Annotated in this window: 21 protein-coding genes; 8 read left to right on the top strand and 13 right to left on the bottom strand. The window is 56.7% G+C overall.

Annotated elements, in window-relative coordinates:
- Positions 1-88 precede the first annotated feature (88 nt).
- On the top strand, positions 89-1,324 hold the full coding sequence (locus tag KUV22_RS02130; RefSeq protein ID WP_222227985.1) for a DUF819 family protein: 1,236 nt from the start codon (positions 89-91) through the stop codon (positions 1,322-1,324).
- A 214-nt stretch (positions 1,325-1,538) separates the two neighbouring features.
- Here the strand turns inward: KUV22_RS02130 and KUV22_RS02125 are convergent, their stop codons facing one another.
- The 4 genes from KUV22_RS02125 to KUV22_RS02110 all read right to left on the bottom strand — a co-directional run bounded on the left by KUV22_RS02125 (position 1,539) and on the right by KUV22_RS02110 (position 5,011).
- A complete protein-coding gene (locus KUV22_RS02125) occupies positions 1,539-1,754 on the bottom strand; it encodes a cold-shock protein (RefSeq protein ID WP_077403076.1) in 216 nt (71 codons plus the stop codon).
- Between the two features lie 334 nt (positions 1,755-2,088).
- Entirely contained in the window at positions 2,089-3,219 is a 1,131-nt protein-coding gene (locus KUV22_RS02120) for a mechanosensitive ion channel family protein (protein WP_222227984.1), read from the bottom strand.
- A gap of 50 nt (positions 3,220-3,269) precedes the next feature.
- Positions 3,270-4,283 (bottom strand): beta-N-acetylhexosaminidase, encoded by a 1,014-nt coding sequence (gene nagZ, locus KUV22_RS02115; RefSeq protein WP_222227983.1) that lies wholly within the window; start codon positions 4,281-4,283, stop codon positions 3,270-3,272.
- A gap of 83 nt (positions 4,284-4,366) precedes the next feature.
- Entirely contained in the window at positions 4,367-5,011 is a 645-nt protein-coding gene (locus tag KUV22_RS02110; RefSeq protein ID WP_222227982.1) for a TetR/AcrR family transcriptional regulator, read from the bottom strand.
- A gap of 298 nt (positions 5,012-5,309) precedes the next feature.
- Here KUV22_RS02110 and KUV22_RS02105 point away from each other — a divergent pair, with 298 nt between their 5' ends.
- Entirely contained in the window at positions 5,310-5,642 is a 333-nt protein-coding gene (locus tag KUV22_RS02105; protein ID WP_222227981.1) for a DUF6763 family protein, read from the top strand.
- A 129-nt stretch (positions 5,643-5,771) separates the two neighbouring features.
- Positions 5,772-6,380, top strand: a complete 609-nt coding sequence (lexA, locus tag KUV22_RS02100) for a transcriptional repressor LexA (protein ID WP_222227980.1) — start codon at positions 5,772-5,774, stop codon at positions 6,378-6,380.
- 94 nt (positions 6,381-6,474) lie between these two features.
- Here lexA and KUV22_RS02095 read toward each other — a convergent pair whose 3' ends face one another.
- The 4 genes from KUV22_RS02095 to KUV22_RS02080 form a co-directional block, all read right to left on the bottom strand.
- Positions 6,475-6,729, bottom strand: a complete 255-nt coding sequence (locus KUV22_RS02095; RefSeq protein ID WP_222227979.1) for a hypothetical protein — start codon at positions 6,727-6,729, stop codon at positions 6,475-6,477.
- A gap of 144 nt (positions 6,730-6,873) precedes the next feature.
- Positions 6,874-7,425 (bottom strand): DUF6586 family protein, encoded by a 552-nt coding sequence (locus KUV22_RS02090; protein ID WP_222227978.1) that lies wholly within the window; start codon positions 7,423-7,425, stop codon positions 6,874-6,876.
- Between the two features lie 58 nt (positions 7,426-7,483).
- Entirely contained in the window at positions 7,484-10,240 is a 2,757-nt protein-coding gene (topA, locus tag KUV22_RS02085; RefSeq protein WP_222227977.1) for a type I DNA topoisomerase, read from the bottom strand.
- A 259-nt stretch (positions 10,241-10,499) separates the two neighbouring features.
- Positions 10,500-11,024, bottom strand: coding sequence for a hypothetical protein (locus KUV22_RS02080; RefSeq protein ID WP_222227976.1), 525 nt, complete (start codon positions 11,022-11,024; stop codon positions 10,500-10,502).
- Between the two features lie 221 nt (positions 11,025-11,245).
- On the opposite strand from KUV22_RS02080, the gene KUV22_RS02075 reads away from it, so the two are divergent.
- A complete protein-coding gene (locus KUV22_RS02075; RefSeq protein ID WP_222227975.1) occupies positions 11,246-11,689 on the top strand; it encodes a universal stress protein in 444 nt (147 codons plus the stop codon).
- 5 nt (positions 11,690-11,694) lie between these two features.
- On the opposite strand, the gene KUV22_RS02070 is transcribed toward KUV22_RS02075, so the two are convergent.
- Entirely contained in the window at positions 11,695-13,587 is a 1,893-nt protein-coding gene (locus KUV22_RS02070; RefSeq protein ID WP_222227974.1) for an ATP-binding cassette domain-containing protein, read from the bottom strand.
- 96 nt (positions 13,588-13,683) lie between these two features.
- Between KUV22_RS02070 and KUV22_RS02065 the strand changes: the two genes are divergently transcribed.
- On the top strand, positions 13,684-15,690 hold the full coding sequence (locus KUV22_RS02065) for a transglycosylase SLT domain-containing protein (protein WP_222227973.1): 2,007 nt from the start codon (positions 13,684-13,686) through the stop codon (positions 15,688-15,690).
- Positions 15,691-15,848: 158 nt separating this feature from the next.
- Here the strand turns inward: KUV22_RS02065 and KUV22_RS02060 are convergent, their stop codons facing one another.
- The gene (locus KUV22_RS02060) at positions 15,849-16,103 is read right to left on the bottom strand and encodes a glutaredoxin family protein (protein ID WP_222227972.1); all 255 of its coding nucleotides are present in this window, start codon (positions 16,101-16,103) and stop codon (positions 15,849-15,851) included.
- A gap of 2 nt (positions 16,104-16,105) precedes the next feature.
- Positions 16,106-17,014, bottom strand: a complete 909-nt coding sequence (locus tag KUV22_RS02055) for an FHA domain-containing protein (protein WP_222227971.1) — start codon at positions 17,012-17,014, stop codon at positions 16,106-16,108.
- A gap of 323 nt (positions 17,015-17,337) precedes the next feature.
- Between KUV22_RS02055 and KUV22_RS02050 the strand changes: the two genes are divergently transcribed.
- Together KUV22_RS02050 and KUV22_RS02045 are read left to right on the top strand one after the other, a co-directional pair.
- A complete protein-coding gene (locus KUV22_RS02050; protein ID WP_222227970.1) occupies positions 17,338-18,333 on the top strand; it encodes a PP2C family protein-serine/threonine phosphatase in 996 nt (331 codons plus the stop codon).
- A 16-nt stretch (positions 18,334-18,349) separates the two neighbouring features.
- The gene (locus KUV22_RS02045) at positions 18,350-20,797 is read left to right on the top strand and encodes a bifunctional serine/threonine-protein kinase/formylglycine-generating enzyme family protein (protein ID WP_222227969.1); all 2,448 of its coding nucleotides are present in this window, start codon (positions 18,350-18,352) and stop codon (positions 20,795-20,797) included.
- 7 nt (positions 20,798-20,804) lie between these two features.
- Here the strand turns inward: KUV22_RS02045 and rlmKL are convergent, their stop codons facing one another.
- Positions 20,805-22,985 (bottom strand): bifunctional 23S rRNA (guanine(2069)-N(7))-methyltransferase RlmK/23S rRNA (guanine(2445)-N(2))-methyltransferase RlmL, encoded by a 2,181-nt coding sequence (rlmKL, locus tag KUV22_RS02040; protein ID WP_222227968.1) that lies wholly within the window; start codon positions 22,983-22,985, stop codon positions 20,805-20,807.
- Positions 22,986-23,382: 397 nt separating this feature from the next.
- Here rlmKL and rmf point away from each other — a divergent pair, with 397 nt between their 5' ends.
- Entirely contained in the window at positions 23,383-23,586 is a 204-nt protein-coding gene (rmf, locus tag KUV22_RS02035) for a ribosome modulation factor (protein WP_077403022.1), read from the top strand.
- A 250-nt stretch (positions 23,587-23,836) separates the two neighbouring features.
- On the opposite strand, the gene KUV22_RS02030 is transcribed toward rmf, so the two are convergent.
- Positions 23,837-24,880, bottom strand: coding sequence for a quinone-dependent dihydroorotate dehydrogenase (locus KUV22_RS02030; protein WP_222227967.1), 1,044 nt, complete (start codon positions 24,878-24,880; stop codon positions 23,837-23,839).
- Positions 24,881-24,897 lie beyond the last annotated feature (17 nt).

The raw sequence follows: 24,897 nt of genomic DNA, 5'->3' as shown, positions 1-24,897 counted from the left end.
CGCGATGTGCGAAAACGGCCCCCAACGGGGCCGTCTTCGTATCTGGCCCAAATAAACTTATCGAATAATAAAAACGGATCGATATCCAATGATTACCAATGACGCCATTATTCTGGGTCTACTCGCCGCTATTCTCGGTTTTGTTTTCTATACCGCGGGCAGTGAACAGCGTTTCTGGAAACGCTTTTACCGCTTTGTTCCAGCGCTATTACTTTGTTACTTCCTGCCTTCGCTACTAACTACCTTTCACATTATCGATGCGCACAACTCGAACCTGTATTTCGTTGCGTCACGCTACCTGTTGCCTGCCAGCCTGGTGTTGCTCACCCTGAGTGTCGACCTGAAGGGCATTATCAATCTTGGACCCAAGGCGCTGATTCTGTTTCTTACCGGCACCCTGGGTATTGTTATCGGAGGGCCCCTCGCCCTACTGATCATGTCGGCGATTGATCCGAGCCTGCTGAATGGCAACGGCCCGGATGCAATCTGGCGCGGCATGACAACCGTTGCCGGCAGCTGGATTGGCGGTGGCGCGAACCAGGCAGCAATGAAAGAAGTGTTCGATGTGGGTGGGCAGGTGTTCTCTGCAATGGTGGCGGTGGACGTGATCATCGCCAACTTGTGGATGGCGGTACTGTTGATCATGGCCGGCAACGCGAAAAAAATCGATGCCAAGTCTGGTGCGGATACCAGCGCCATCGATACGCTCAGAGAGCGCGTAGAGACGATGCAGCGCAAACACGCGCGCAACCCTACCGTGCAAGACCTGATGCTTATCGCCGCGGTGGGATTCGGCATTACCGCCATCGCGCACGCAGGTGCAGACTTCCTCGCGCCCTGGTTCCAGGCTAACGCACCGCAGCTCGCACGCTTCAGCTTTACCAGTCAATTCTTCTGGCTGATCATCATCGCCACAACCCTTGGCGTGGCCATGGCGTTTTCACCGGCGAAAAAACTGGAAGGTGCCGGCGCTTCCAAGATCGGCACGATCTTTATCTACTTCCTGGTTGCCACTATCGGCACCCACATGGACATTACCGCGCTTAGCGATAGCCCAGAGCTGTTCGTGCTCGGCTTGATCTGGATGGCCGTGCACGCGGGCCTATTGCTGCTGGTCGCCAAGCTGATCAAGGCACCGCTCTTCTTCATGGCCGTCGGGAGCCAGGCGAATGTCGGTGGCGCGGCCTCAGCACCGGTGGTCGCAGCAGCCTTCCACCCGTCGCTCGCTCCGGTTGGCGTACTGCTCGCGGTTATGGGTTACGCCCTCGGTACTTACGCAGCCTGGTTCTGTGGCCAGTTGCTACGCGTCGTAGGCGCCGGATAATCGAGGGTACGGGGAAGTTGCATTGGCGCCGGGATGGGCCAATCGGGCTCTGATAGATCCTGATAGCTATTGTGAGGGCGCAGCCTGCGCGCCCCGCAATCTAGAGACACAAAAAAAGCCCAAAGGGAAATGCCAATCAAGCACTACCCTGCGGGCTTTTTCTTTGTGCGCTACCGGAATCAATTCCGGCAGTCGCCCTGAGATGGTTGGCGAATTACTCGCAGAGAACCACGTCTTCTGCCAACAGGCCTTTGTCGCCCTGCTGCATTTCAAACTCGACTGCCTGACCTTCATTCAAGGTCTTGTAGCCGTCGCCGCGGATGCTGCGGTAATGAACAAAAATATCCTCGGAACCTTCCGAGCTGGTGATAAAACCATAACCCCGGGCGTTATTAAACCACTTCACAGTACCCGTAACGCGATCACTCATTAAGCCAACCTCTTTTATTGTTATTGCGCTCACCCAGGTTGCGGGCGATTCGCCTACCCCAATTTGGGTGCCCAATCCTCCGTGAGGGCGGACACTTTCTCGAAGCACCTGTTCAATCTATCAAACAGGTCCTTACCGATTCTTAGATAAAACTGCGCCACTGTCTAGGTTTGCACGTGAAATTAATGTTACTTCTCACCAACAATGCGCAATAAATCACCAAATTAGCCCAAAAGGTCCCAAAAGCCTTGGTACCTTGTGCTCAAGCCGGGGGGCAGCTTGAAATTAAGCCCGCGTCACTAAGCTGACTATTGCGCAATTTAAGCGAGCCCGCTTAAGCGCCGACCGGCCCGCGCGCTCCGGCAGAGCGGTCTGCAATGGCCAGTTCCGGCAACTCGGATATATGCAACGTGGACGTAGGGAATGCACAAGACGCGCCCTGCGCCTCAATAATCTTGAGGATTTTCAGCAGCACGTCCTGTTTGATCTCGTGGTAGCGAACCCACTCGGTGGTCTTGGTGAAAGTGTAAATAAAGAAATCCAGTGAAGACGGCGCGAACGAGTTGAAGTTCACAATGAGTGTTTGGTTGGTATCAATTTCCGGGTGCTGCTCCAGCATGCGGCGCACCTCACCCACCACAGTCTCCATCAAGTGCGCGTCTTCATAGCGAATGCCGATGGTTTCATAAATACGGCGATTCAACATGCGCGACGGGTTTTCCACCGAGATCTGCGTGAAGGTACCGTTGGGGATATACAGAGGGCGCTTGTCGAAGGTGCGAATCCTGGTCAGGCGCCAGCCAATATCTTCTACGGTCCCCTCGATCTCCTGGTCTGGAGAGCGCACCCAGTCGCCTACCTTGAACGGGCGATCCAGATAAATCATCAGACCACCAAAGAAGTTTGCCAGGAGGTCCTTCGCCGCAAAACCGATCGCGAGGCCGCCAATACCGCCCATCGCCAACACGCCACTCACGCTATACCCAAGGCGCTGCATTATCACCAGCGCAGCGGTAATCATGATCGACGCACGCACCAGCTTGCCGATGGCGCGCACCGTAGTGGCATCGATCGGCTTATGCATATAGCGAGGATCCGCCAGATTCCGCTCTACCTCTTTGGCAAAGCGCAAACCGAACCAAGCGATAACCACCACAAAGCCGACCGCCCGCGGCTTGTCCGCAAGCCAGGTTAGGAGTTCTGAGCCAGTGGTGGCCGCAGTGCGAGCAGCCGCAACGGACAAGCCCAACAGCCAGATCAAAATCGATGCCGGCGGATTGATGGAGTTGGCCAGCGCATCATCCCACGGGTTGACGGTGCGCGCTGCCCGCGCCTGGAGCTGCAGGATGAAGCGCCCCACCAACCAGGAGGCCAGTGCGGTAATCAGGACAATGAAAAAGATTTCGGCAATCCAGAAGCGGTCGTCCCCGACCAGGGAGCGCAAATACGCTTTAGCTGACTCCACAAACTACTCCATAAGCTGCAGACGAATGTTGAAGGGATTATTGTGCGTATTTACATCCAGGATGCCAGCCACTCGCGTGTTTTTTGCCAACGGTCGCTCTTTTCCAACGCATCCCAACTGCTTATCTTGGGCTGACCGCGCATGCGGGAGAGGCGCTCACTCGACGCGGGATCGATAGAATAGCCTTCCAGCGCGCCCAGCACCTCGATGGCTCCCTGGCGATTGTTGCAGACAATACCCATATCGCAGCCCGCAGAAAGCGCCGCGTGAATACGCTCCCGATAACCACCTGCTGCGCCGGCGCCCTCCATGGTCAGGTCATCACTAAAGATGACCCCATCAAACTTGAGGCGCTTGCGTAAGATCTCTTGCAGCCAGTAGCGTGAAAAGCCTACCGAGTTTTCATCGACCTTGGCAAAGCGGATATGCGCCGGCATGACGGCTTCCAATTCGCCAGCGGCAATACACTCTGCGAACGGCACCCCATCCGCGGCGAGTACGGTTTCGAGATCGCGCTCATCCACCGGCAGTTCTTCGTGGCTGTCTTCCAGCACCTGGCCATGACCGGGAAAATGCTTGCCCGTCGTTGCCATACCGGCCTCATGCATGCCGGCAATAAACGGCCGCGCCTTTTGGCACAGGGCCAGCGGATCCTGCGCGAAACTGCGATCGCCGACAATTCGACAAAAATCATCGTCCGCATCGAGCACCGGCGCGAAGCTGAAGTCCACACCTACCGCGAGTAGTTCGGCCGCAAGCAGCCAGCCGACATCCTGCAATTGCTGTGTATTCGCTTGCGCACTGAGCGCCTGCATTGAGGGAATGCGCGTAAAGAAGTCCCGAAAGCGCTGCACCCTGCCCCCTTCCTGATCCACCGCCAGCAGAATCTCGGGACGCACGGCGCGAATCTCTGCGATGAGGCTTTCCAGTTGCGGACGATTTTCATAATTGCGCGCAAAGAATATCAACCCGCCTACATGTGGGTGCCGCAACAGCTCGCGATCCTCCTCGGTAAGCGTAAGGCCATCCACATCGATCATTACCGGGCCAATCTGAGCAGACATCGGTATGCACTCCACAATTAAACTTCGATCACGCAATAGACGAACGGGCAGTAGCAGATAACAGGCGGGGATTTCCCGGCCATTTATTCACCTTCGGTCGGTACCGGCGCGGTCAGCATGGCCACCGCCGCCGGCGCCAGCCGGGCAAGAGTTTCTTCCAAGCTGCTTTCAGCGCCAAAATCCTCTCTCAGGATAGCTTCGATCGCATCAAAGCTCGAAAGGGAAAATACGGTTGCGCCCAGCATGAAATAGAGGCGCCAGTAGAAGGTCACCGGATCTACGTGGGGCAAGGCGGTGGCCAGAGAGCCGGCAAAGCGCCGGTAAGAGTCGCCGTAGCGGGAAACGATAAAGCGACGCAAGTGGCCCTGAGATTGGGTGTACGCCAGCCCCAGCAAGCGCATAAACCGCTTCGGATCACGCCCCTGGCTGGCCAAGCCGGCTAAGGCAACCCGGTACAGGCTCTGCAGCAGGTCATCCAGCTGCAACGAGCCCTCTTCGGTGGCCAGACGGGCGAGTTCTGCATCCAGAGAGGTCGTAAAAGGTGTAAGAAAGCGCTCGAATACCGCCTGAATCAGTTCTTTTTTCGAACCAAAATGATAATTCACCGCCGCCAGATTGACCCCCGCGGTGCTGGTAATCGTACGCAAAGAGGTCTCGGTAAACCCGCGCTCGGCAAACAGTACTTCCGCAGCGTCCAATATCCGCTGAACGGTATCCAACTGACTCATACCAATCTCACAACAATTCAAACCAACAATTTAAACGTTTGTTTTAACCGCCAGACTAGCACATACCGGCAATGATGGAATACGCGCATGCTTAATCGATCTAAAGCCAGCCCCTTTCAGCGCCGGTTCCGGTTACCGAGCGCACGCCCGCGACATTAGATTGGCCATGAACGTTTGAAAAATTTGCGCTACTCATCGCATCTGCCGAATCCCGGCAGGAACCGCGAAAGAGCTAGCGCCATGCGTGGGAAGGCCCGAGATAAAAACCCGAGCCACCCCGATATAGGAGGGCCAAGTCATGGCGAGAATCGCCCCTGAAATTGGCAGCTGGTTTGAAAATTTCGACACAGGCGACCTTTTCGAGGTTGTCGCGGTAGACCATCCATCACGCACCATCGAGATCCAATACCTCGACGGCAGCATTGATGAAATCGAATTTCAGAGCTGGCCTTCCCTGCCCGTTATAGGTGCTGCGGCACCAGAAGATGCAAACGCCAGTTACGGCACCTTTGCGGAAGAAATGGGGGATGAAGAAGACGCCGGCTTTAAAAGTCCCATTTTTTCGCCCGCCCAGAGCGCCATCGACCGGCTCGAGGGTGACTCGTTCCCAGGCACCGACGAAAGCTTGTAATTAACCGGCCTCACCTCGCCGGCAAGTTTACGCCTACGGATTAACTTGCCTGGCGACATATTGCGCGCGCCATAAATCTGTATATAATCCCAGCAACTGTATAAAAATACAGATCAAAGGAAGGCGCTAATGACAAACCTCACCGCACGCCAGGCTCAGGTTCTGGAACTGATCAAGAGCTATCTGGACGACACCGGCTATCCGCCCACTCGAGCCGAAATTGCTCAGGAGCTTGGTTTTCGCTCTCCCAACGCAGCGGAAGAACACCTCAAGGCCCTGGCCCGCAAAGGTGCGATCGAAATGGTTGCCGGCGCTTCCCGCGGCATCCGCATCCCTGACCACCACAGTGGCCTGCCTATTGTCGGCCGTGTTGCCGCCGGCAACCCGGTGCTTGCGGAAGAAAACATCGAAGAATACTGTGAAATTCCAGCGGAGTTTTTCCACCCCCCCGCCGACTACCTGCTGCGTGTGCACGGCATGAGCATGAAAGACGCCGGCATTCTCGACGGCGATTTATTGGCAGTGCAGCGCACCGATAACATTCGCAATGGGCAGATTGTGGTGGCGCGCATTGAAGACGAAGTGACGGTGAAGCGCTTCAAGCGTCGTGGCAACCAGGCCACAGTACAACTGCTACCTGAAAACGAAGACTTCAATGTGATTGAGGTGGACATGCGCGACCGCAACTTTGCCATCGAAGGGTTGGCAGTTGGGGTGATCCGACAGAATCCGATCTGATCACGTCGCGCACAGTTGCCGGCCGAGTTATTTCAGGCATAAAAAAACAGGGCATTCGCCCTGTTTTTTTATGCCTGAAAGTCTTTGCAAACCTTCAGTGAATTGTGTGCTCAGTGATATCGACCACTTCTTCCTCGAAAGGCTCTGGCTCCATTTCACTGATATCCTGAACCGCTTCGATCCCCGCCTCCAGCATGGCTCGAGCGACCGCCACCTTGTGGTCGCGCAAAAAATGCATGCTCTCGTCGGAGAAACGAATACGCACCAAAGGCTCGCCCTTGTGACCAGCGCGTCGTAGCGCCACATCACCATTGGACAGCTCAATGATTTCGTAAGTCTCTGTAGACATTCACTTCTCCGGTAACCGCGTGATTTGGCAACCAGTGTATCACAGGGGGCATCAACTAATCAGCGTACATCCACTAATAGATTTCTTTGGTGAATTGACGCCTGCGTTGCCCCGCAGGGTGTGGTCACAGGGATATACCAGTCTTTACCACTCCTGACTCTGCGCCCGCTGGCGCTGAATCAGCTCCACTAATGCCTGATGCCACTGGTGAAGGTTGTCTGCCGTCAGAGGGGCCTCCAGAGGCCTTGCAGAGGGGTTATCCAGCTGCCGTACCGGTATCATGGTTTCCACGCCAGAGCCCCCGACGTTGGCCGCACCTGCAGGTCCGGCAGGTGTCGAGAGCGATAGTTGCCATAGGCCGGCCCATGCGCCGCTGAGCCTACTCAGCCAGCTCTGTGGGTCCTCTGACAAGTTCACTAGCTCCGTCACATCGCCACTGAACTTGCCACGCTGGGACACCAGCGCCGCAAGTGCCTGCGCACTATCCGGCTCGGCGCCAGCAGCAAAACCCAGCTGCAATTGGTGCCCCTGCTCCGCGAGAAACGCTCGGTAGGCGCGCCATAACTGCGTAACAGCCGACTCCAGCAGTGCGGCGTCCATCAGCGGCTGCTCGTTGGCAGCCTGCTGATGGGCGCCCAGCAACAGCTGGGCCTTACGCAATGCGGATGCCACCGTACCGGTATAGGGATTGCTCAAAACTTCCGTTCCCTTTCTTTTGGAGCCTTTGCTCTTAAGGCTGTTACAGGCTTACCAATTACTTCGCGGGTGCTTTCTTTGTTGCCGCTTTCTTGGCCGGTGCTTTTTTGGCCGCCGTCTTTTTGGCAGCAGCTTTCTTGGCAGGCACCTTCTTCGCGGCGGCCTTTTTCTTCGCTGGTGCTTTTTTGGCCGGCTCTTCTACCTGCCATTTGCCGTCGCGATAGAACGCCTTCCAGCCGGTCGCCTTGCCGTCTTCTTCGGTCTGCACATACTGCTCTTGGGTCTTGCGGCTGAAACGCACCACCGTATCGCGGCCTTCATTGTCTTCCGCCGGCGCGGAGAACAGGAAGCTGTACTTTGGATCGATCTCATCCTTGTGCGGCAGCAATTCCTTGATCCGCGGCGCACGGGTCTCGCGGTTTTTCGGGAATTGGCTGGCGGCCAAAAACAGTCCAGACGCACCGTCACGCAGAATGTAGGTGTCTTCGACTTTCTCACAGGCGAGCTCAGGCATGGGCACCGGATCCATTTTCGGGGGTGCCGGCTGGCCATTTTTGAGGAGCTTGCGGGTGTTTTTACAGTTCTCGTTGGTACAGCCGAAGTACTTGCCAAAGCGGCCAGACTTCAACTGCATATCGGAACCACACTTGTCACACTCAATAACCGGGCCATCGTAGCCCTTGATCTTGAAGGTGCCCTGCTCTACTTCGAAACCAGTACAGTCCGGGTTATTACCACAGATGTGCAGTTTGCGATGCTCGTCCACCAGGTAGCTATCCATGGCAGTACCGCACTTCGGACAGCGACGCTTATCGCGCAGTTGACGCGTTTCCGCGTCTTCATCCTTCTCCGCATCAACAGCTTCCTCACCAGATACCAGATTCATGGTATTGGTGCAGCGTTCCTTCGGTGGTAAGGCGTAACCCGAGCAGCCGAGGAATACACCGGTAGAACCGGTACGAATCTGCATGTGACGGCCGCACTTGCTGCACTCGATATCGGTGTCCGTCGGGTTATTCCGACGCATCCCGCCTTCTTTATCCTGCGCAGTCTCCAGGCGCTTGCTGAAGTCTGAATAGAATTCGTTCAGCAGGTCCTTCCAACCCTTTTTGCCTTCCGCAACGGTGTCGAGGGATTCTTCCAGACTGGCGGTAAAGCCGTAATCCATCAGGTCGGTAAAGCTCTCGCTCAGGCGGTCGGTAACGATATCGCCCATTTTTTCCGCGTAAAAACGACGGTTTTCCAGGCGCACGTAGCCGCGGTCCTGAATGGTGGAAATAATCGATGCGTAGGTAGACGGGCGGCCGATACCGCGTTTTTCCAGCTCTTTTACCAGCGCCGCTTCGCTGAAGCGTGCTGGCGGCTTGGTGAAATGCTGCTTCGGGTCGAGCTTTTGCAGGTTCAGCTTCTCGCCGACCTTGATATCCGGCAGCACCAGATCTTCGTCTTTTTTACTCTGTGCCGGCGCGACCTTCAGGAAGCCGTCGAAGCGGATCACACGGCCGCGCGTACGCAGTTCGAAATCACCGGCGGTAACCACCACTGACGTAGAGGTAAACTTGGCCGGAGTCATCTGACAGGCAACAAACTGCTGCCAGATCAGCGTGTACAGACGTTCGGCGTCGCGTTCCATACCGGAAAGCGTGTTGGGTTGCACTCGCACATCCGACGGACGGATCGCTTCGTGCGCCTCTTGAGCCCCCTCTTTACTGCTATAGCTGTTGGGCTTTTCCGGCAGGTACTTATCGCCGTAATTCTCACCGATAAATTCACGCGCAGAGGCGACCGCTTCCTTGCTTAAATTGGTGGAGTCGGTACGCATATAGGTGATGTAACCCGCCTCATAAAGACGCTGGGCCATCATCATGGTTTTCTTAACACTGAAGCCCAAGCGGTTACTCGCCGCCTGCTGCAGGGTTGAGGTGATATAGGGGGCGGTGGGTTTGGAACTGGTTGGTTTGTCGTCCCGGGCGTTCACCGTGAAGTCGCTAGCCTGCAGCGCGTTGAACGCAGCCATGGCCTGCTCTTCATTGGTGGGGCGGAAAGCCTCACCGGCCTGCTTTTTCACTTCCAGGCGCAGGGCGTCGGATTTCGCCGTCTGAGTGTCGGCGAACAGCGTCCAGTACTCTTCCGGAATAAACGCGCGGATCTCCCGCTCGCGCTCAACAACGAGCTTGACCGCCACGGACTGCACGCGACCGGCAGAAAGGCCTCGCGCGACCTTTTCCCACAACAGTGGTGAAACCATATAGCCCACGATGCGATCGAGGAATCGACGCGCCTGCTGCGCGTTTACCCGATCAATATCCAGGGGGCCGGGATCTTCAAACGCTTCCTGAATCGCGGACTTGGTAATTTCGTTGAACACCACACGGCGGTAACGCTGCTCGTCGCCACCAATGGCCTCGCGCAAGTGCCAGGCAATGGCCTCTCCTTCGCGGTCCAAATCCGTTGCGAGATATACGTGGTCGGCATTGGCCGCCAGCTTGCGCAATTCATCGACAACTTTTTCTTTGCCGGGGAGGATTTCATAGTGCGCATCCCAGTTGTGGTCCGGGTTGATGCCCATGCGCTTGATCAGCTGTTCACGGGTTTTCTTGCGCTTGTAAACCTCTTTGGCTTCTGGCGACAACTTGCGAGTTTCCGCAGCCCGGCGCGCCCGTTCTTTCGGATCGACAGCCTGCTTAGCGGAAGCACCGGTAGGAAGATCCCGGATATGACCAATACTGGACTTCACCACGAAGTCTTTTCCGAGATACTTGTTGATCGTTTTTGCCTTCGCCGGTGACTCGACGATGACCAGTGATTTACCCATAAGCCTTTGATTTTAAATAAAAAATTTACTGCTTGCGCAATCTGTGCTCACTGCTGTTTGCACAATGCGTTGCGCGAATATATATGCTTGGTCTCGCCTTTGGTCAAGCGAGTTAAGCAAATTGGTGAACTATTCGACCGTCTGGACAGCTCATCCGACCCGCAATTCAGCCCGGGGTTCAACCGGATAAAACAGTAGACCAGATCCTCAAGACGACCAGCTTGTTACGCAGGAGCAAGCGACTCCCGACAGAACGTTTTTAGCCCAGTCCGGGCTCGGTGCGTGCAACCTGACGTATTGCTTCTTCTATTAAGGGGCGCTGCTCCGCTAGCGCCTGAGTCACCGCCGCCAACCCCGCATCGCCACTGCGCTCGCGCCACTGAACGCCCAGCCCGCTGTCATTGGCGAAAATTGCCGTGGCATCGGCCGGCAACATGGCGATCAGTTCTTTGAGCGCCGGGCGCGCGGCCTCCGGCGCAGTGCGCCCATTGCGCCAGTCCCAGCGGCCATCAAAGTGCATTTCATGCTCTACCCGCTTTAACTCAAGCCCCCAGCCAGTCGCCAAACGACGGGGGTTGCGCCACTGTGAGAAATAAGTCGCGGCGGTGCCTTTGCCCAAGGCTTCCGGTAACGGCTGCATTTGCACCTTTAGACCGGCGGTGGCGGCACTCTGACGCATCGCGGCGACCTTGCGATCCCGCGCGCTGGGCTTGAGCCACATAACGGGACCGATCACCAGAACGACCGCCAAAATTATCGCGAAGATGGGAATCCAACTGGCCATAACGGCTTCCTTATTGAGAGCTACACAGTAACTTGACGCGCCTTCGCACCGCGATTTTCGGGTTGCAACGTCACTTCAGGGCGCGCATTCTTTTCCGTAACAGGGCGGTTGTGTCAAGTATGATTTTTTAAAGTAGACTGAATGAAGCCGTCGGCGGAGGGATTGTTCGGGCCCGATTGCCGGCCAAATACCCACACTATTATGCAGATCGAGGGGGACCTATGTCGGGCTACAACAACATCCTGGTAGGGCTGGACCTTTCTGACGAATCGTCCCAAGTGTTAACGCGCGCGCAACAAATTGCCGCCTGCACCGGGGCGCAGTTGACCCTCGCGCACATCATTGAGCCCCTGACATTCGCCTATGGTGGCGATATCCCCATGGACCTGTCAGAGGTGCAGGAACAACTGCAAAACCAGGCGAAAGAGCAGTTGGGTAAATCGGCTCAGGAGCTCGGTATTCCGCAGGATCGGCAACATGTTGTGCTGGGGCAGCCGGCCACGGAAATCCACCGACTGGCGGAAGAAAGCGGCTGCGATTTAATCGTAATCGGCAGCCACGGGCGCCATGGGCTGGCGTTGCTACTGGGCTCTACGGCAAACGGGGTGCTGCACGGCGCCGGCTGCGATGTGTTAGCCGTCCGCGTACACACCCCTGACGAATAAGCCGGTTACATACTGTCCAGCTCTGCCCAGCGCTCGAACGCCTGCTCCAGAGACTGCTGCAAATCGGCAAGCACCTGCAGTCGTTCCTGTACTTTGGCATTGTCCTGCTGATAAAAATCTGGCGCGGCCACTTCGGCCTCTAGCGCGGCAATGTCGTTTTCCAGGCTCTCAATTTGCCCGGGTAGCGCGTCCAACTCCCGCTGTAGCTTGTAACTGAGTTTTTTCGGCTTTGCCGCGGGCTTCTGTGCCGCCGCATCACTTTCTTCAGCAGCGTCTGCCGCAGCTGGCTTCGCTTGCTTGCGTGCCTTCAACTGCTCTTCGGCACTGAGAAACTTCCCGCCCTGTCGGACAAAGTCTTCATAACCGCCCACGTATTCCCGCACGATGCCATCGCCTTCAAAGGCCAGACAACTTTCCACCACATTGTCGAGGAAGGCACGGTCGTGGCTCACGAGGAGTACCGTACCGGGAAAGTCCATCAGCAACTGCTCAAGCAGCTCCAGAGTCTCTACGTCGAGGTCGTTGGTCGGTTCATCGAGCACCAGAATGTTTGCCGGCTGGCTGAACAGCTTGGCCAGCAGCGCACGGTTGCGCTCACCGCCACTGAGCGCACCCACCTTGGTACGCGCTTTGACACCGGTAAACAGAAAATCACTCAGGTAGCCCATAACATGCTTGGTGCTACCGCCCACCTGAATGTTTTCGCGACCCTCGGCAATGTTGTCGACCACCGAGAGGTCGGGATCCAGTACATCTCGGCGCTGGTCAAAGTAAGCAACCTGCTGCTTGGTACCCAACCGAATCGAACCGGACTGTGGCTTCAGCTCACCCAATAACAATTTGATCAGCGTACTTTTGCCGACACCATTGGGGCCGATCAGGCCAACCTTGTCGCCGCGCATCAGGGTGAAATTAAGATCGCGAATCAGTGGTGCAGCAGTGCCCTGCTCCCCCTCAAATCCGAAGGTCACGTCTTTCAGCTCCGCCACCAGCTTGCCGGAGCGCTCACCGGAGTCGAGCGACATTTTGGCGACACCCTGACGATCGCGCCGAGCCTTGCGCTCGTTACGCAGCGCCTTCAACGCACGCACCCGGCCCTCGTTGCGGGTACGCCGGGCCTTAATGCCCTGGCGAATCCATGTCTCTTCTTGTGCCAGCTTTTTATCGAAGAGCGCATCATTGCGCGCCTCTTCTTCAAGCTGCTTTTCCTTCTCCTGCTGGTAGCGATCAAACCGGCAGTTGAAGGCGCGCAGAATACCGCGGTCTAAATCCCATACGCTGGTGGCAAGGCGCTGCGCCAAGGCGCGGTCGTGGCTCACAAACAACAAGGCACCGCGGTAGCTGGCAAGGAAATCCTCCAACCATTCCACTGCGGCGATATCCAGGTGGTTTGTCGGCTCATCCAGAATCAACAGGTCCGGCTCAGTCACCAGGGCCCGCGCCAGCGCAGCGCGGCGCTGCCAGCCACCGGAAAGATCCTGTACCTGCGCACTCTCATCCAGATCCAGGCGGTCGAGCACACTGTCAATCTTTGCCAGCAGCTCCCAGCCATGAGCGTTTTCAATCTTGGCCTGCAGGTCCGGGTTCTGGTTTTCCCGGTACTCTGCAAGCCAGGCGCCGACATCGCCCAAACCTTCGGCCACGTAGCGATATACGGACTGGCTGCAATCCTCCGGGAGGGCCTGCTCCAAGGTGGCGAGCACCATACCCGTCTGGCGCACAATCTCGCCTTCATCCGGGTCACCTTTGCCAGCAATCAAGCTAAGCAAGCTGGACTTGCCCTCGCCGTTGCGACCTACCAGGCAAATACGATCGCCACGGTCAATCTTCGCAGTAACACCATCGGCCAGGACCTGAACGCCATAGCGCAATCCCACGCCATCCAACTGAAGCAACATAAATAACAACTACAATATGTGTGAGTGAAAGCAGACATTTTACGCTTAAATCTGCGCCCCTTCGAACTTGCGATTTCTCAATCGGGTTTTTTCAGCATGACGATTGGCCATAAAGGATTCGCCATTCTTCTCTCTGCCCTGCTTCTCATCGCGCCTACAGCGCTCACCATCGCGCCAGCGCGGGCAGCGGACACGGCTGATGCGGAAGCGGCGGTAGCCCAGAGAGAGAAGCTCCAGCAGGCTCGGCAGGCCATTGCCAGCAACAACAAGCGCCAACTGCGCAAGCTCAAGCAGGAGCTGAAGGACTACCCCCTACTGCCCTATATCGAGTACTGGGAGCTGAGCAAGCGCCTGTCAAAACTTCCGTATGACGACATTGACGCCTTTCTCGAAGAGTACAAAGACACCGCACTGGGTGACTGGATGCGAGTACGTGTGCTGCGCGAACTTGGCGCCCGCGAACGATTCAAGGCCTACCTGAAGTACTACGACCCGGACAAGATTCGCCGTACCCAATTGCGCTGCTACTACGTGGACGCGCTCTCTCGGCACGGTGACAAACAGCAGGCTTACGAGCTGATTGAAGAGCTGTGGACGGTAGGCGCCTCACAACCCAAAGAATGTGACCCGGCCTTCGCGCGCTGGATGAAAGACGGGGGGCTCACGCAAGAACGCGCCTGGCAGCGTCACGCACTGGCGGTGAGAGCCGGAAATCTGGACCTGGCAGCATTTATCGCACGCAAGCTCGATAAATCGCGCAAAGCCCGTGCCGAGCTGATGCGCAGCGTGTATCGCAAGCCGGAGCAAATCCTCGATTACAAAAAGTTTATCCGTGAAGAGCCGGAATACCGGGACATCGTCACCATCGGGCTGCGCCGCCTCGCCTCAAAGGATGCCGGCAAGGCCAATCAAGCCTGGGAGCGCTATAGCGCCAGTTACCTGTTTAACGACGAAGAACGGGATGACTACCTGCGCTACCTGGCCCTGCGCTTTGCACGGCAGGACGATCAAACCGGCCTGGAAACGCTGATCAAGAACAACCCCGAGTTCTTTGATTTACGCACTTCCGAGTGGCTAATTCGCCAGTCGTTACGCGAGATGGACTGGGCGCAAGTCGAGTTTTGGATTGATCAACTTCCCGCGGACAACCAGAAACTCGACCGCTGGCTGTACTGGAAGGCCCGCGCCATTGAGGAGCAACTCCAAACTGCCGACCAAAACGACCCCGCCCGGCAGGAACAGGCCAAAAAGCTGTACCAGCAAGCCGCGGCCGAGCGCAGCTATTACGGATTCCTCGCCTCGGACACCATCGGCGCGGATTACAGCTTCGTCGACCGCCCGGCACCCATAACACCCAAGCTGGTGGATGAAGTGGCGGCCCGCGAAGGCATGCAGCGCGCAAGGGAGCTACAGGCGATTGGCGAGTTCTATCACGCACGTCGCGAATGGGACTATGCCACCCGGGATATGCCAGACGAAGAGCTGATGACGGCGAGCAAGATCGCAGGCTCCTGGGGCTGGTATCACAAGTCGATCCAATCCATTCTCGCCGCTGACTACCTGGATGACCTTGAGTTACGTTTTCCCCTCGCCTTTCCCGGCATTGTCAGCGATGTAGCAAAACGTATGGGCAAGAAAACCGCCCTCAACGATTACCTGGTGCTGGCCGTGGCCCGCCAGGAAAGCCACTTCAGTCACGACGCCAAGTCGCACGCCGGTGCCATGGGCCTGATGCAGCTGCTGCCATCTACCGCGCGTGCCACCGCACGCAAGGCGGGTGTGCCCTACCGACGCAGCTGGGACCTGCTGAACCCCAATACCAACATCAGCCTGGGCGCCTACTACCTGAATTCGTTGCTCAACCGTTTTGACAACAATCGATTCCTCGCCGCCGCAGCCTATAACGCGGGCCCTACCCGGGTTTCGCGCTGGCTGAAAGATACCGATAAGAAACTGCCCTTCGATGTATGGATAGAAACCATCCCGTACAACGAAACAAGAAAATACGTGCAAAACGTTCTTTCCTATTCGGTGATCTATGCATACCGCAGCGGCGAAAAGAAATCACTGCTCAACAAAAATGAAGCAGAGGCCAAGCTGTAACTTTATATGCACGGTTATAGGGCTTGACCGGAACAAGCGGGTGACAAAAAGCAGAGAGGAGAAAAGATAGGGAAAAGAGAAAAGAAAAAGAAAAAGAAAAAGAAAAAGAAAAAGAAATGGAATACGATGAAGCAGAGCACCAAGCAGCTCGTGTTGGCTTAAGCCAACCGAGCCACCAGCCACTGATCCAATTCGTCGACCGTAAACGGCCAGCAAATCACATCATCCACCTGCCCAAGACCAACAACTGGAATACTCCAGCCAAACAAACGGGTCAGAGTTTCGTCATCGGCAATATCTACCGAGACCAGCCGCAACTGATATTTCTCCAGCAGCGGCCAAATCTCCGACTTGGCCTTTTCACAAAGACTGCAGCCCAGTGTGGTGTACAGGAGTATGTCGCGCTCGGCCACGCTTATACCAGCCCCTGACTACGTGCCCAGAAAAAACCAGCCGCCGCAGCACCGGCGACGATAACACCCAACCACAACCAGCCGCCGCTGCCGCTGGCTGCGGCGGACTCACCGCGATAGCCCGCAGAAATGGATTCCTGCGCACCAAAGGAACCACCTTCGCTAGCCGGTGAACGAGCATCCTCCGCCTGGGAACGCATGCCCAGCTGGCTGCGTCGCATCGCCTGATCCAGCGCCGCACTTTGGCGCGCCGCCTCAGGCATGGTGACTGCCTGGCGAACCGTGGTTTTGTCCAGGTCATCTGCCGGACCCACCACGCTAAAGCTCAAGCTGTCGAAACGCAGTTCGTCACCACGGCGCACGCGGGACTCGGTGATACGTTGATTATTGAGATAGGTACCGTTTGCCGAGCCGAGGTCCACTGCAAACAGCAGACCTTCGCGCACTTCAAGTCGCGCATGACGACGGGAGAGGTGCGACATGGAAAAGGTCAAATCACACTCGTCGGAACGACCCACAATGGTGGTCTCGCGCACGGGAAATACGCGCCCCACGATCGCCGGGTGGTTCGCACGCAGTGCCCAGGCCACATTTGCGGCATTGCCGGCCGCTTTCAGGCGGGTAATTTTGGGGTCAACGACCGCGAGCTGTCGGTCGCCAACCTGCACGCGATCGTTCGGCTGCAAGCGACAACTGCCTTCGATCAGCTTGCCATTCACCAGCAGCTGAGCTCCGCCGGAAAGGTTGTGCAACTCTAATTCGTCGCCATCCACCAGGATCTCTGCGTGCAACTTGGCCACAGACGGATCCGCCAGGGTCAGGTCACACTGACTTCCCCGGCCAACGGTCACTTTGGGCGCAACGAGCCATACACTTTGGCTGGAATCTTTCACGTCACACAGTTTCAACATGATCGAGCTTCCTTGAGGCCGCCAAAAGGCGTACAATTTTTAATCAATTTATTCGGTAAGGGGCTATCAGGGCCGGCAATATGCGCCAGCCAAAGCCAATTCATGCGTTTTCGCGAGTCATCTCAGCGAGAAAGCGCGATGGAAGTTTATCACGCGTAAATTGATTGGCCTGTGAATCCGTTTGCAGCTTACAATGTCATCAGGCTCTACTATGTAAACCACAGCTGCCTTGCAAAATGCCCGCGGAACCTCCAGGGAATATGGGTATAAGGCACTAGTGGCGCTTTCGACAATAACGACAGGTAACAGGTAGTTGCATACCAGTGAGTGAAGCCAAAGTACGGGAACGCCCGAGCGGTGTGAGCCAACCCGCCGTCCGCGCCAATATGCGCAGTGCTGGTGCGACCCACACCGGATACCGCCGCGATCAGAACGAGGATGCGTTCTGGGGCGACGAGTCCCGGGGCGTGTGGGTGGTCGCCGATGGATTAGGTGGTCATCAGGCTGGAGAAATCGCCAGCCAGACCGTGGTCGAAGAGATTCAGCGTTCCTCCGCTACCGATCGACATTACGAGCAGGCCCTGCGTCGCGCACATGCGTTGCTGGCCGGTGACGAAAACAGCAATACCGCGATGGGCACCACCGCGGTCGTAGTGGCCGAAGACGCGTCCTATTTCCATATTTATTGGGTCGGTGACAGCCGCGCCTACCTGTGGACCCCTCCAAGCGAAGTACCTGACGGCACCGACCAGCCATTCCCACATGGGACCCTGAAGCAGCTCACAGTGGATCATTCCTACGTGCAGATGCTCGTGGATTCGGGTGCGATTAATCAGGAAGAAGCGGCCAATCACCCGAACCGGCATGTAATTACCCGTTGCATTGGCGGCTCCGCCAATCCAACACTTGAAATCGACCGCGCCTCTTTTTCCTGGGGCGCTGGCCAAAAGCTGTTGTTGTGCAGCGACGGACTCAGCAATGATGTGAGCCCTGCCGAGATTTGCGAAGTCCTGGCAAAGAATACCGACAACCAGCGTGCGAGCGACTTACTGATCGCCGCGGCACTGGATGCTGGCGGACGCGATAACATTACCGTGCAAGTCATCAGTGCGCCCGACAACCAGGCATACGACCAAGCCACAAAATTTGACGCTAATGGGAACCCTAAGTCACAAAAGCAGAACTCTCGCACATCGCGCTCGCTACTTGGGTCCCATAAAATTTTTTCCACTCGCGGCAAACTAATACTGAACATCACTACACTTGCCTTGATTTTATCGGCAGGTATTTATGTCACCTGGCAGCTACTGAACAGTTAACAAGGAACGGGCTCGAATGGAAGTTGTCAGCAGCGGCGCCGCCTCGCTGGAGATCCCTGGCTACCAGATCCTGAAGAAAATTAATCAGGGCGGTATGTCGACCGTATACCTGGCTACCCAGCGCAGCATGGGGCGTCAGGTTGCCCTGAAAGTGATGTCTCCCGTCCTTAACGCAGACCCGATTTTCAGTGAACGCTTCCAGCGCGAAGCCAACATCGTTGGCCAGCTGTCGCACCCCAATATTGTTGCCATCCACGACATCGGCCGTTACCGCAGCCTGAATTACATCGCCATGGACTACCTACCCGGTGGCTCCGTGGCGGACGCGCTTACCAAAGGCGCCATTGAACCTCTCGACGCCCTGCACATTACCCGCCAGATTGCCATGGCGCTGGACCACGCCAGCAACAAGGGCTATGTGCACCGCGACCTGAAACCGGAGAACATCCTGTTTCGGGAAGACGGCTCAGCGATTCTCACCGACTTCGGTGTGGCGCGTGCCGTTGCCCGCACCACGCGCATGACCAACACCGGAATGGTTGTCGGCACCCCGCACTATATGAGCCCAGAACAGGCACGAGGCGCGGCTGTCGATGGGCGCGCCGACTTGTACAGCCTCGGTGTGGTGTTCTATGAAATGCTCACCAGCGCAGTGCCTTTCCAGGCCGAAGAAGCCGTTGCTATTGCTATTAAGCACCTCACCGACCCGATTCCTCGCCTGCCTGCGCGACACACCTTGTACCAGGGGCTCATTGACCGTTTCCTTGCCAAAGACCCTGAACAACGCTTTCAGCGCGGGCTGGACGTGGTCGATGCCATCGACCAGTTACTCGCGGCACTGGATGGCAAATCGCCGGCCCCGACCACCAAAATGAACAACACCTCGGTGCGCGTTTCCAGCTTGCTACGCGCACTGCTGCTAACCCTGTACGGCACTCTTTCCGATCGCATCGTCGCCGCTTGGGCGCGCTTTCGCGACAAGCCGGTTCACCAACAAAATCCGCGCGCCGAACAGCAGACTATTATGCGTATTCGGCAAGTGGTCGAGCAGGCCGCCCCCATCAAACGCAGATCGAAAATGTTCTTCGGCCTGCTGGCGGTGAGTTTCACCCTAGTCTGGGTACTGTTCAGCCTGTTTAGTAACAAATTCCAGTGGCAGACCGATTCCGGGCTGGTGAACGAAGCCGTTGATATCACCTCACAGATACTGCTGCCCGAGAATAATGGTGCACCGCAAGCCGAACAGGCTGCCGCTGATTTACCGAGTCTTTCCAGCGACCTCCTTCCCGGCAATTCGACATTACAAGAACCGAACGCGCGCCTGGCGGGTCCGGTGCTGCGCGATACCCCTGCCCCGGCAGCTATCGCGGAAGCTACCCCCAACACGACGGCGGCAAATCCTGATACCGCTGAGACAGGCAATATTGCCACTGCTGAGGAACCCAATCCTGCGGCCGCCATCAGCAACACCAATGCAGCCGCGACTCCGCAAGAACCCGAAGTAGCCGCCCCGCCACCGACCTACGCACTCAAGGTGTCGCCAACACCCGGTGATGCGCGCGTTCGCATCATGAACATCGTCCCACGATACACCCCGGGCATTAGCCTGGAACCCGGGCGCTATGACGTTGAGGTGAGTAAGCCCGGCTTCAGCACCGTGCGGCGCTGGGTGGAAATCGATTCTGCCAACGTTAATCTCGCGGTACAGCTAGAGCGCAAATACTTTGCCGGTAGGAGTTTTCAGTCGCCGTTAAAAGACGGTGGCCGTGGCCCCGAAATGGTCGTGATCTCCCCCGGCGCTTTCACCATGGGGAACAACGCGCGTCCTTTCACCAGCCCCGAACACAAAATCACGATCCGACGCCCCTACGCCATTGGCGCGCACGAAGTGACGTTCAACGACTACGATCGCTATGCAAAAGCCAGCGGCCGCAGCTTACCGGGTGATCAGGGTTGGGGGCGTGGCACGCGCCCGGTGATCAACGTGAGCTGGGTCGAAGCGCAGCGCTATGCCAAGTGGCTGAGCGAACAGAGCGGGCAAAAATATCGTTTGGCGAGTGAAGCCGAATGGGAATTTGCCGCGCGGGCAAACAGCGACACGCCATACTGGTGGGGCCAGGGCAGTCCCCGCGGCAAAGCCAACTGCCGCCGCGGCTGCGCAAGTGAATTCAACTCGCTGTTTTCCGCAACAAGTGCTCCGGTGGGCAACTACAAAGCCAATCAGTTTGGGCTGTATGACACCGCGGGCAATGTTGGCGAATGGGTGCAGGATTGTTTTCTCGGCGACTTCACCAACCACCGCAGCGATGCGCGACCAGTGCAGCTGAAAAACTGCGATCTGCGCGTGGTCCGTGGCGGCTCCATGCGTGAACCGCTCCGCAATATCAGCTCAGACTACCGTACCGGACTGTATGAGCGCGCCCACTCCAAAGAAGTGGGCTTCCGCCTGGTCATGGAGCTATAACGGCTCATTACCGGGCCCGCACTTCCCACACATTGTGAATTTTCGGGTTGCGCTGGAAATCCTTGTCGAGCAGCTTGGCTGAAAGGTTTTCCACCTCAAACTCTGACTGCACCTCCTCGTCCATTTTGAAGCTGCGCAAGTTATTGGAAAACAGCAGCACCCCATCTTTACTCAGCAGCGACATACACTGACGAATCAATTCCCCATGATCTCGCTGGATATCGAGCACGCCCTGCATTTTTGCAGAGTTTGAAAAGGTCGGCGGATCCAGAAAGATCACGTCGTAATGCCCCTTGCGATTGGCCTGCGCAGCGTGCAGCCATTGCAGGCAGTCGGCTTCAATTAGCTGGTGGCGGTATGGGTCCATGCCATTTTCACGGAAGTTTCTCTGCCCCCACGCCTGATAGGTCTTTGACAGGTCAACACTGGTACTGTCGGAACAACCACCAATTGCTGCCTGCACGGTTGCGGTGGCCGTATAGCAGAACAGGTTAAGCAAACGTTTGCCCTTGGCCAGTTTACGCAGGTGCTGGCGCACCGGACGATGATCCAGAAACAGGCCGGTATCGAGATAATCCCACAGATTGATCTCCAGCTTTGCCCCGTATTCGTCCACGAGGAAAGTGCGAGAATCTTCACCACGTTTCTGGTATTGGCTGCCGCTGTCTTTGTGGCTATGGCGGCGGCGCTCTTTAATGGAGACATTACGCGGTGACAGATCCAGAACCTGACGCGTTGCCCGTACCAGATCCATCAGACGACCCCGGGCTTTTTGTTCCGGAATACTCGCGGGCGCGCGGTATTCCTGAATATGCGCGAAGCGCTCGCCTTCCAACGACTGGTAAATATCGATGGCGGCGGAATACTCGGGCAGGTCCGCATCGTACAAGCGATAGCAACTGACACCACTGCGTTGCGCCCACTTGCCGGTAGTGCGCAAATTTTTTTGCAGGCGATTCGCCACCATCTGCGCTTCTTCGGACAAACGCGCTCCGCCTTCCTGGCTGCGCTCTCCGGATTGCGCGTGAATATCAAACAACAGCAGCTGGCTGGGGATACTGCCGTTAAACAGTTTGTATTGCTTGTGCGAGCGCAGGCCGGTGGAATGACAAAGTTCGGGATTGCCGGTAAAAATAGCCGCCTTCCAACCGGCAAACTCTTTCTTCAGCTGGCCACCGAGTTCCGCATAAGTTTCGCGCAGCGCCTCCTGCTCTCCCAGCCGCTCACCGTAGGGCGGATTGGTAATTACCAGCCCCGCGGTTACCGGACGATGGCTCGGCACTTTGAAGGCCGCTACCGGCCGACAGCTGACGCGCACCTGCTTGTCCAGTCCGGCCCGCGCGATATTGGATTCAGCCGCAAACAGCACCTTTGCGTCTGCATCGTAGCCGCGGATTTCCGGCAGTGGCTTTGCCAGGCCTTCGGTGCGGCGCTGCAGCGCTTCCTCCCGCAATGACAGCCAGATATCGCTTTGGTGGTTCAACCAGCGCTCGAAACCAAACTCCTCGCGCAACAGCCCGGGGGCCACATCTGCCGCCATCAATGCCGCCTCCACCAGAAAGGTGCCTGAACCGCACATGGGGTCCAGTAAGGCACCGCCCTCGGCGGCAATTTGTGGCCAGCCCGCGCGCATCAGCAACGCCGCCGCGAGATTTTCTTTCAGTGGTGCCGCGCCGATGTGGGTGCGGTAACCGCGACGATGCAGGCTATCGCCACTGAGATCGATCGCGATCTCAAGGACATCGCGATGTAAGCGCAACATCACCGATAGGTCTGGATCGCGCTTGTCGACATCCGGGCGTGCACCGGTCGCCTTGCGCAGGCGATCAACGATGGCATCTTTTGCTTTCTGGGCACCAAACTGGCTGTTGCGTATTTCCCGATTGGTACCAGAAAACTGCACCCAAAGTACGCCGTTGGGGCTGATGTGTTCTTCCCAGGGCTGCTCTGCCACTGCACGATACAAAGCTTCCGCATCTTCAATGCGCGCTTGCCCAAGGTTCAGCAAAACCCGGTTTGCAATACGACTCCACAGGTTAACCCGGTAAGCCATGGCGAGATCGCCATCAAAGCGCACCGCCGCCGGCTGCTCCCGCAAAACGTTCGCGCCGATCTGGCGCAATTCATTCGCGAGCACACTTTCCAGGCCTTTTGGGCAGGTGGCTGTAAATTCAAATTTCTCAGTCAAGGATTCGACCTCAAGGTGCCTTTGGTCCCCAAAACGCGCCACTCTTTTCAAGCGGCCAACCGGGGCAATTTGGCAAAAATGTTATGGCCATTTTGGCCAGAGGATGTGTAGATGGCGCAAGCATACCGCAATCGGGAATTCTATTCTTCAAGACCCCGAAATAGCCCAGAGAAGGTTTCTCACATTAGATAATTTGAACCTATGGACGGCGTTTTTCAGAAAAAACGAATCCTTCCCTACCCTGCCGCAATTTGGCCCAATAATCGGTAGCGGCACCCCTTCTCGCCGGGCCCCATCCACAATAAGCTGTTTAGAGCATAAGGGGAGAAGTGGTGATACCGGTCCCGCAGCCGGCTTCGCGCCGCTTAAGTCACAATCAGAATGAGGTATTACGCCTATGAAACGCCAAAAACGTAATCCCAACGATAGAGCACTTCACAAAGGTTACGTTGCCGCCGTACAGGGCAGAGACCACGATAGCTGCCCCTACCAAAGCGGATCCCTTCACCAGGAATGGGTAAACGGTTGGCGCCAAGGGCGAGAGGATATTTGGAGTGGCTTCGGGCCGGCGGCCCAAGCCCAACGTCTGGAGAGTATGTAAGCCGGCGGTTTAAGTCGCCCGCCCAACACACACCCGGCCAAGTTCAATTCCGCAGCAATGCGGCCATATACACTACGACTCGCTTCGAGATTTTAAACGATCTCGAAGCGCCTCTCGCGGCAGTCCCGGGCTCGCTTACGCAAGACCGGGACCTTGCACTCTCTAAATCAATTTGCACACGGTCACTTTGCACACTGTGCGCACGACAATCGGCAGCAAAGAGAGCATCGCCCCCAGCACCGGAAAGTGATTAACGGTGTTCGATCACACGTGCTTTGTGTAAGTCTGCAATCGCTGCTGCGGCTTCGTGAATCACTTCCGGGCCACGGTAAATGAAGCCGGAGTAAATCTGCACCGCAGTGGCACCCGCACGAATCTTTTCTGCGGCTGACTCACCATCAAAAATACCGCCAACACCGATAATCGGAATACTTCCATTCAACGCGCTGTGTAATTTGCGGATGACTTCGGTGGACCGCTCGCGCAGTGGTCGCCCGCTCAATCCACCCTGCTCCGTACCGTGCGCAAGGTTTTCCACGGAGGATTTGTCGATGGTGGTGTTGGTGGCAATAACACCGTCGATCTCGTGCTCCTGCAATGTCTTCGCCACCTGTTCAATGGCATCATCATCCATATCCGGCGCAATCTTTACCGCCAGTGGTACATAGCGATCCTGCTCCGCGGCCAGCTGAGCCTGCTTTTCTTTCAGCGCATTGAGCAGCTGGCTGAGGCTGTCTCCGAACTGTAAATCACGCAGCCCCTTGGTGTTCGGTGAGGAAACATTTGCAGTGATGTAATCCGCATGGGCGTATACCTTTTCCATGCAGATACAGTAATCGTCGGCTGCTTTCTCCACCGGGGTATCGAAATTCTTGCCTACGTTAATTCCGAGTACGCCGGAATACCGACGGCGCTTCACCCGCTCGAGCAAGTAATCTACGCCTTCGTTATTAAAGCCCATGCGATTGATGATGGCCTCCGCCTCGGGCAGGCGGAAAATACGCGGCTGGGGGTTGCCGGGCTGCGGACGCGGGGTCACGGTGCCCACCTCAACGAAGCCAAACCCCAAGGCGCCCAAGCCGTTGAACGCTTGGGCATTCTTATCCAGCCCTGCGGCAAGACCCACCGGGTTTGGCAAGGTCAACCCCATCAGCTCTACCGGGTCATCCGGTACCGATTTGCTAAACAGCGACATCAAGCCAAGCCGCTCGGCGGCGCCAATGGCGTCCATCGACAAGTGGTGGGAGCGCTCGGGGTCGAGCGCAAACAGGGCTTTGCGCAAATGCTGGTACATGGGTTTCCTTGAAGTTC

Source organism: Microbulbifer agarilyticus, from assembly GCF_019800665.1.
Lineage (GTDB): Bacteria > Pseudomonadota > Gammaproteobacteria > Pseudomonadales > Cellvibrionaceae > Microbulbifer > Microbulbifer agarilyticus_C.
This window is presented reverse-complemented; position numbering and strand designations above follow the sequence as displayed.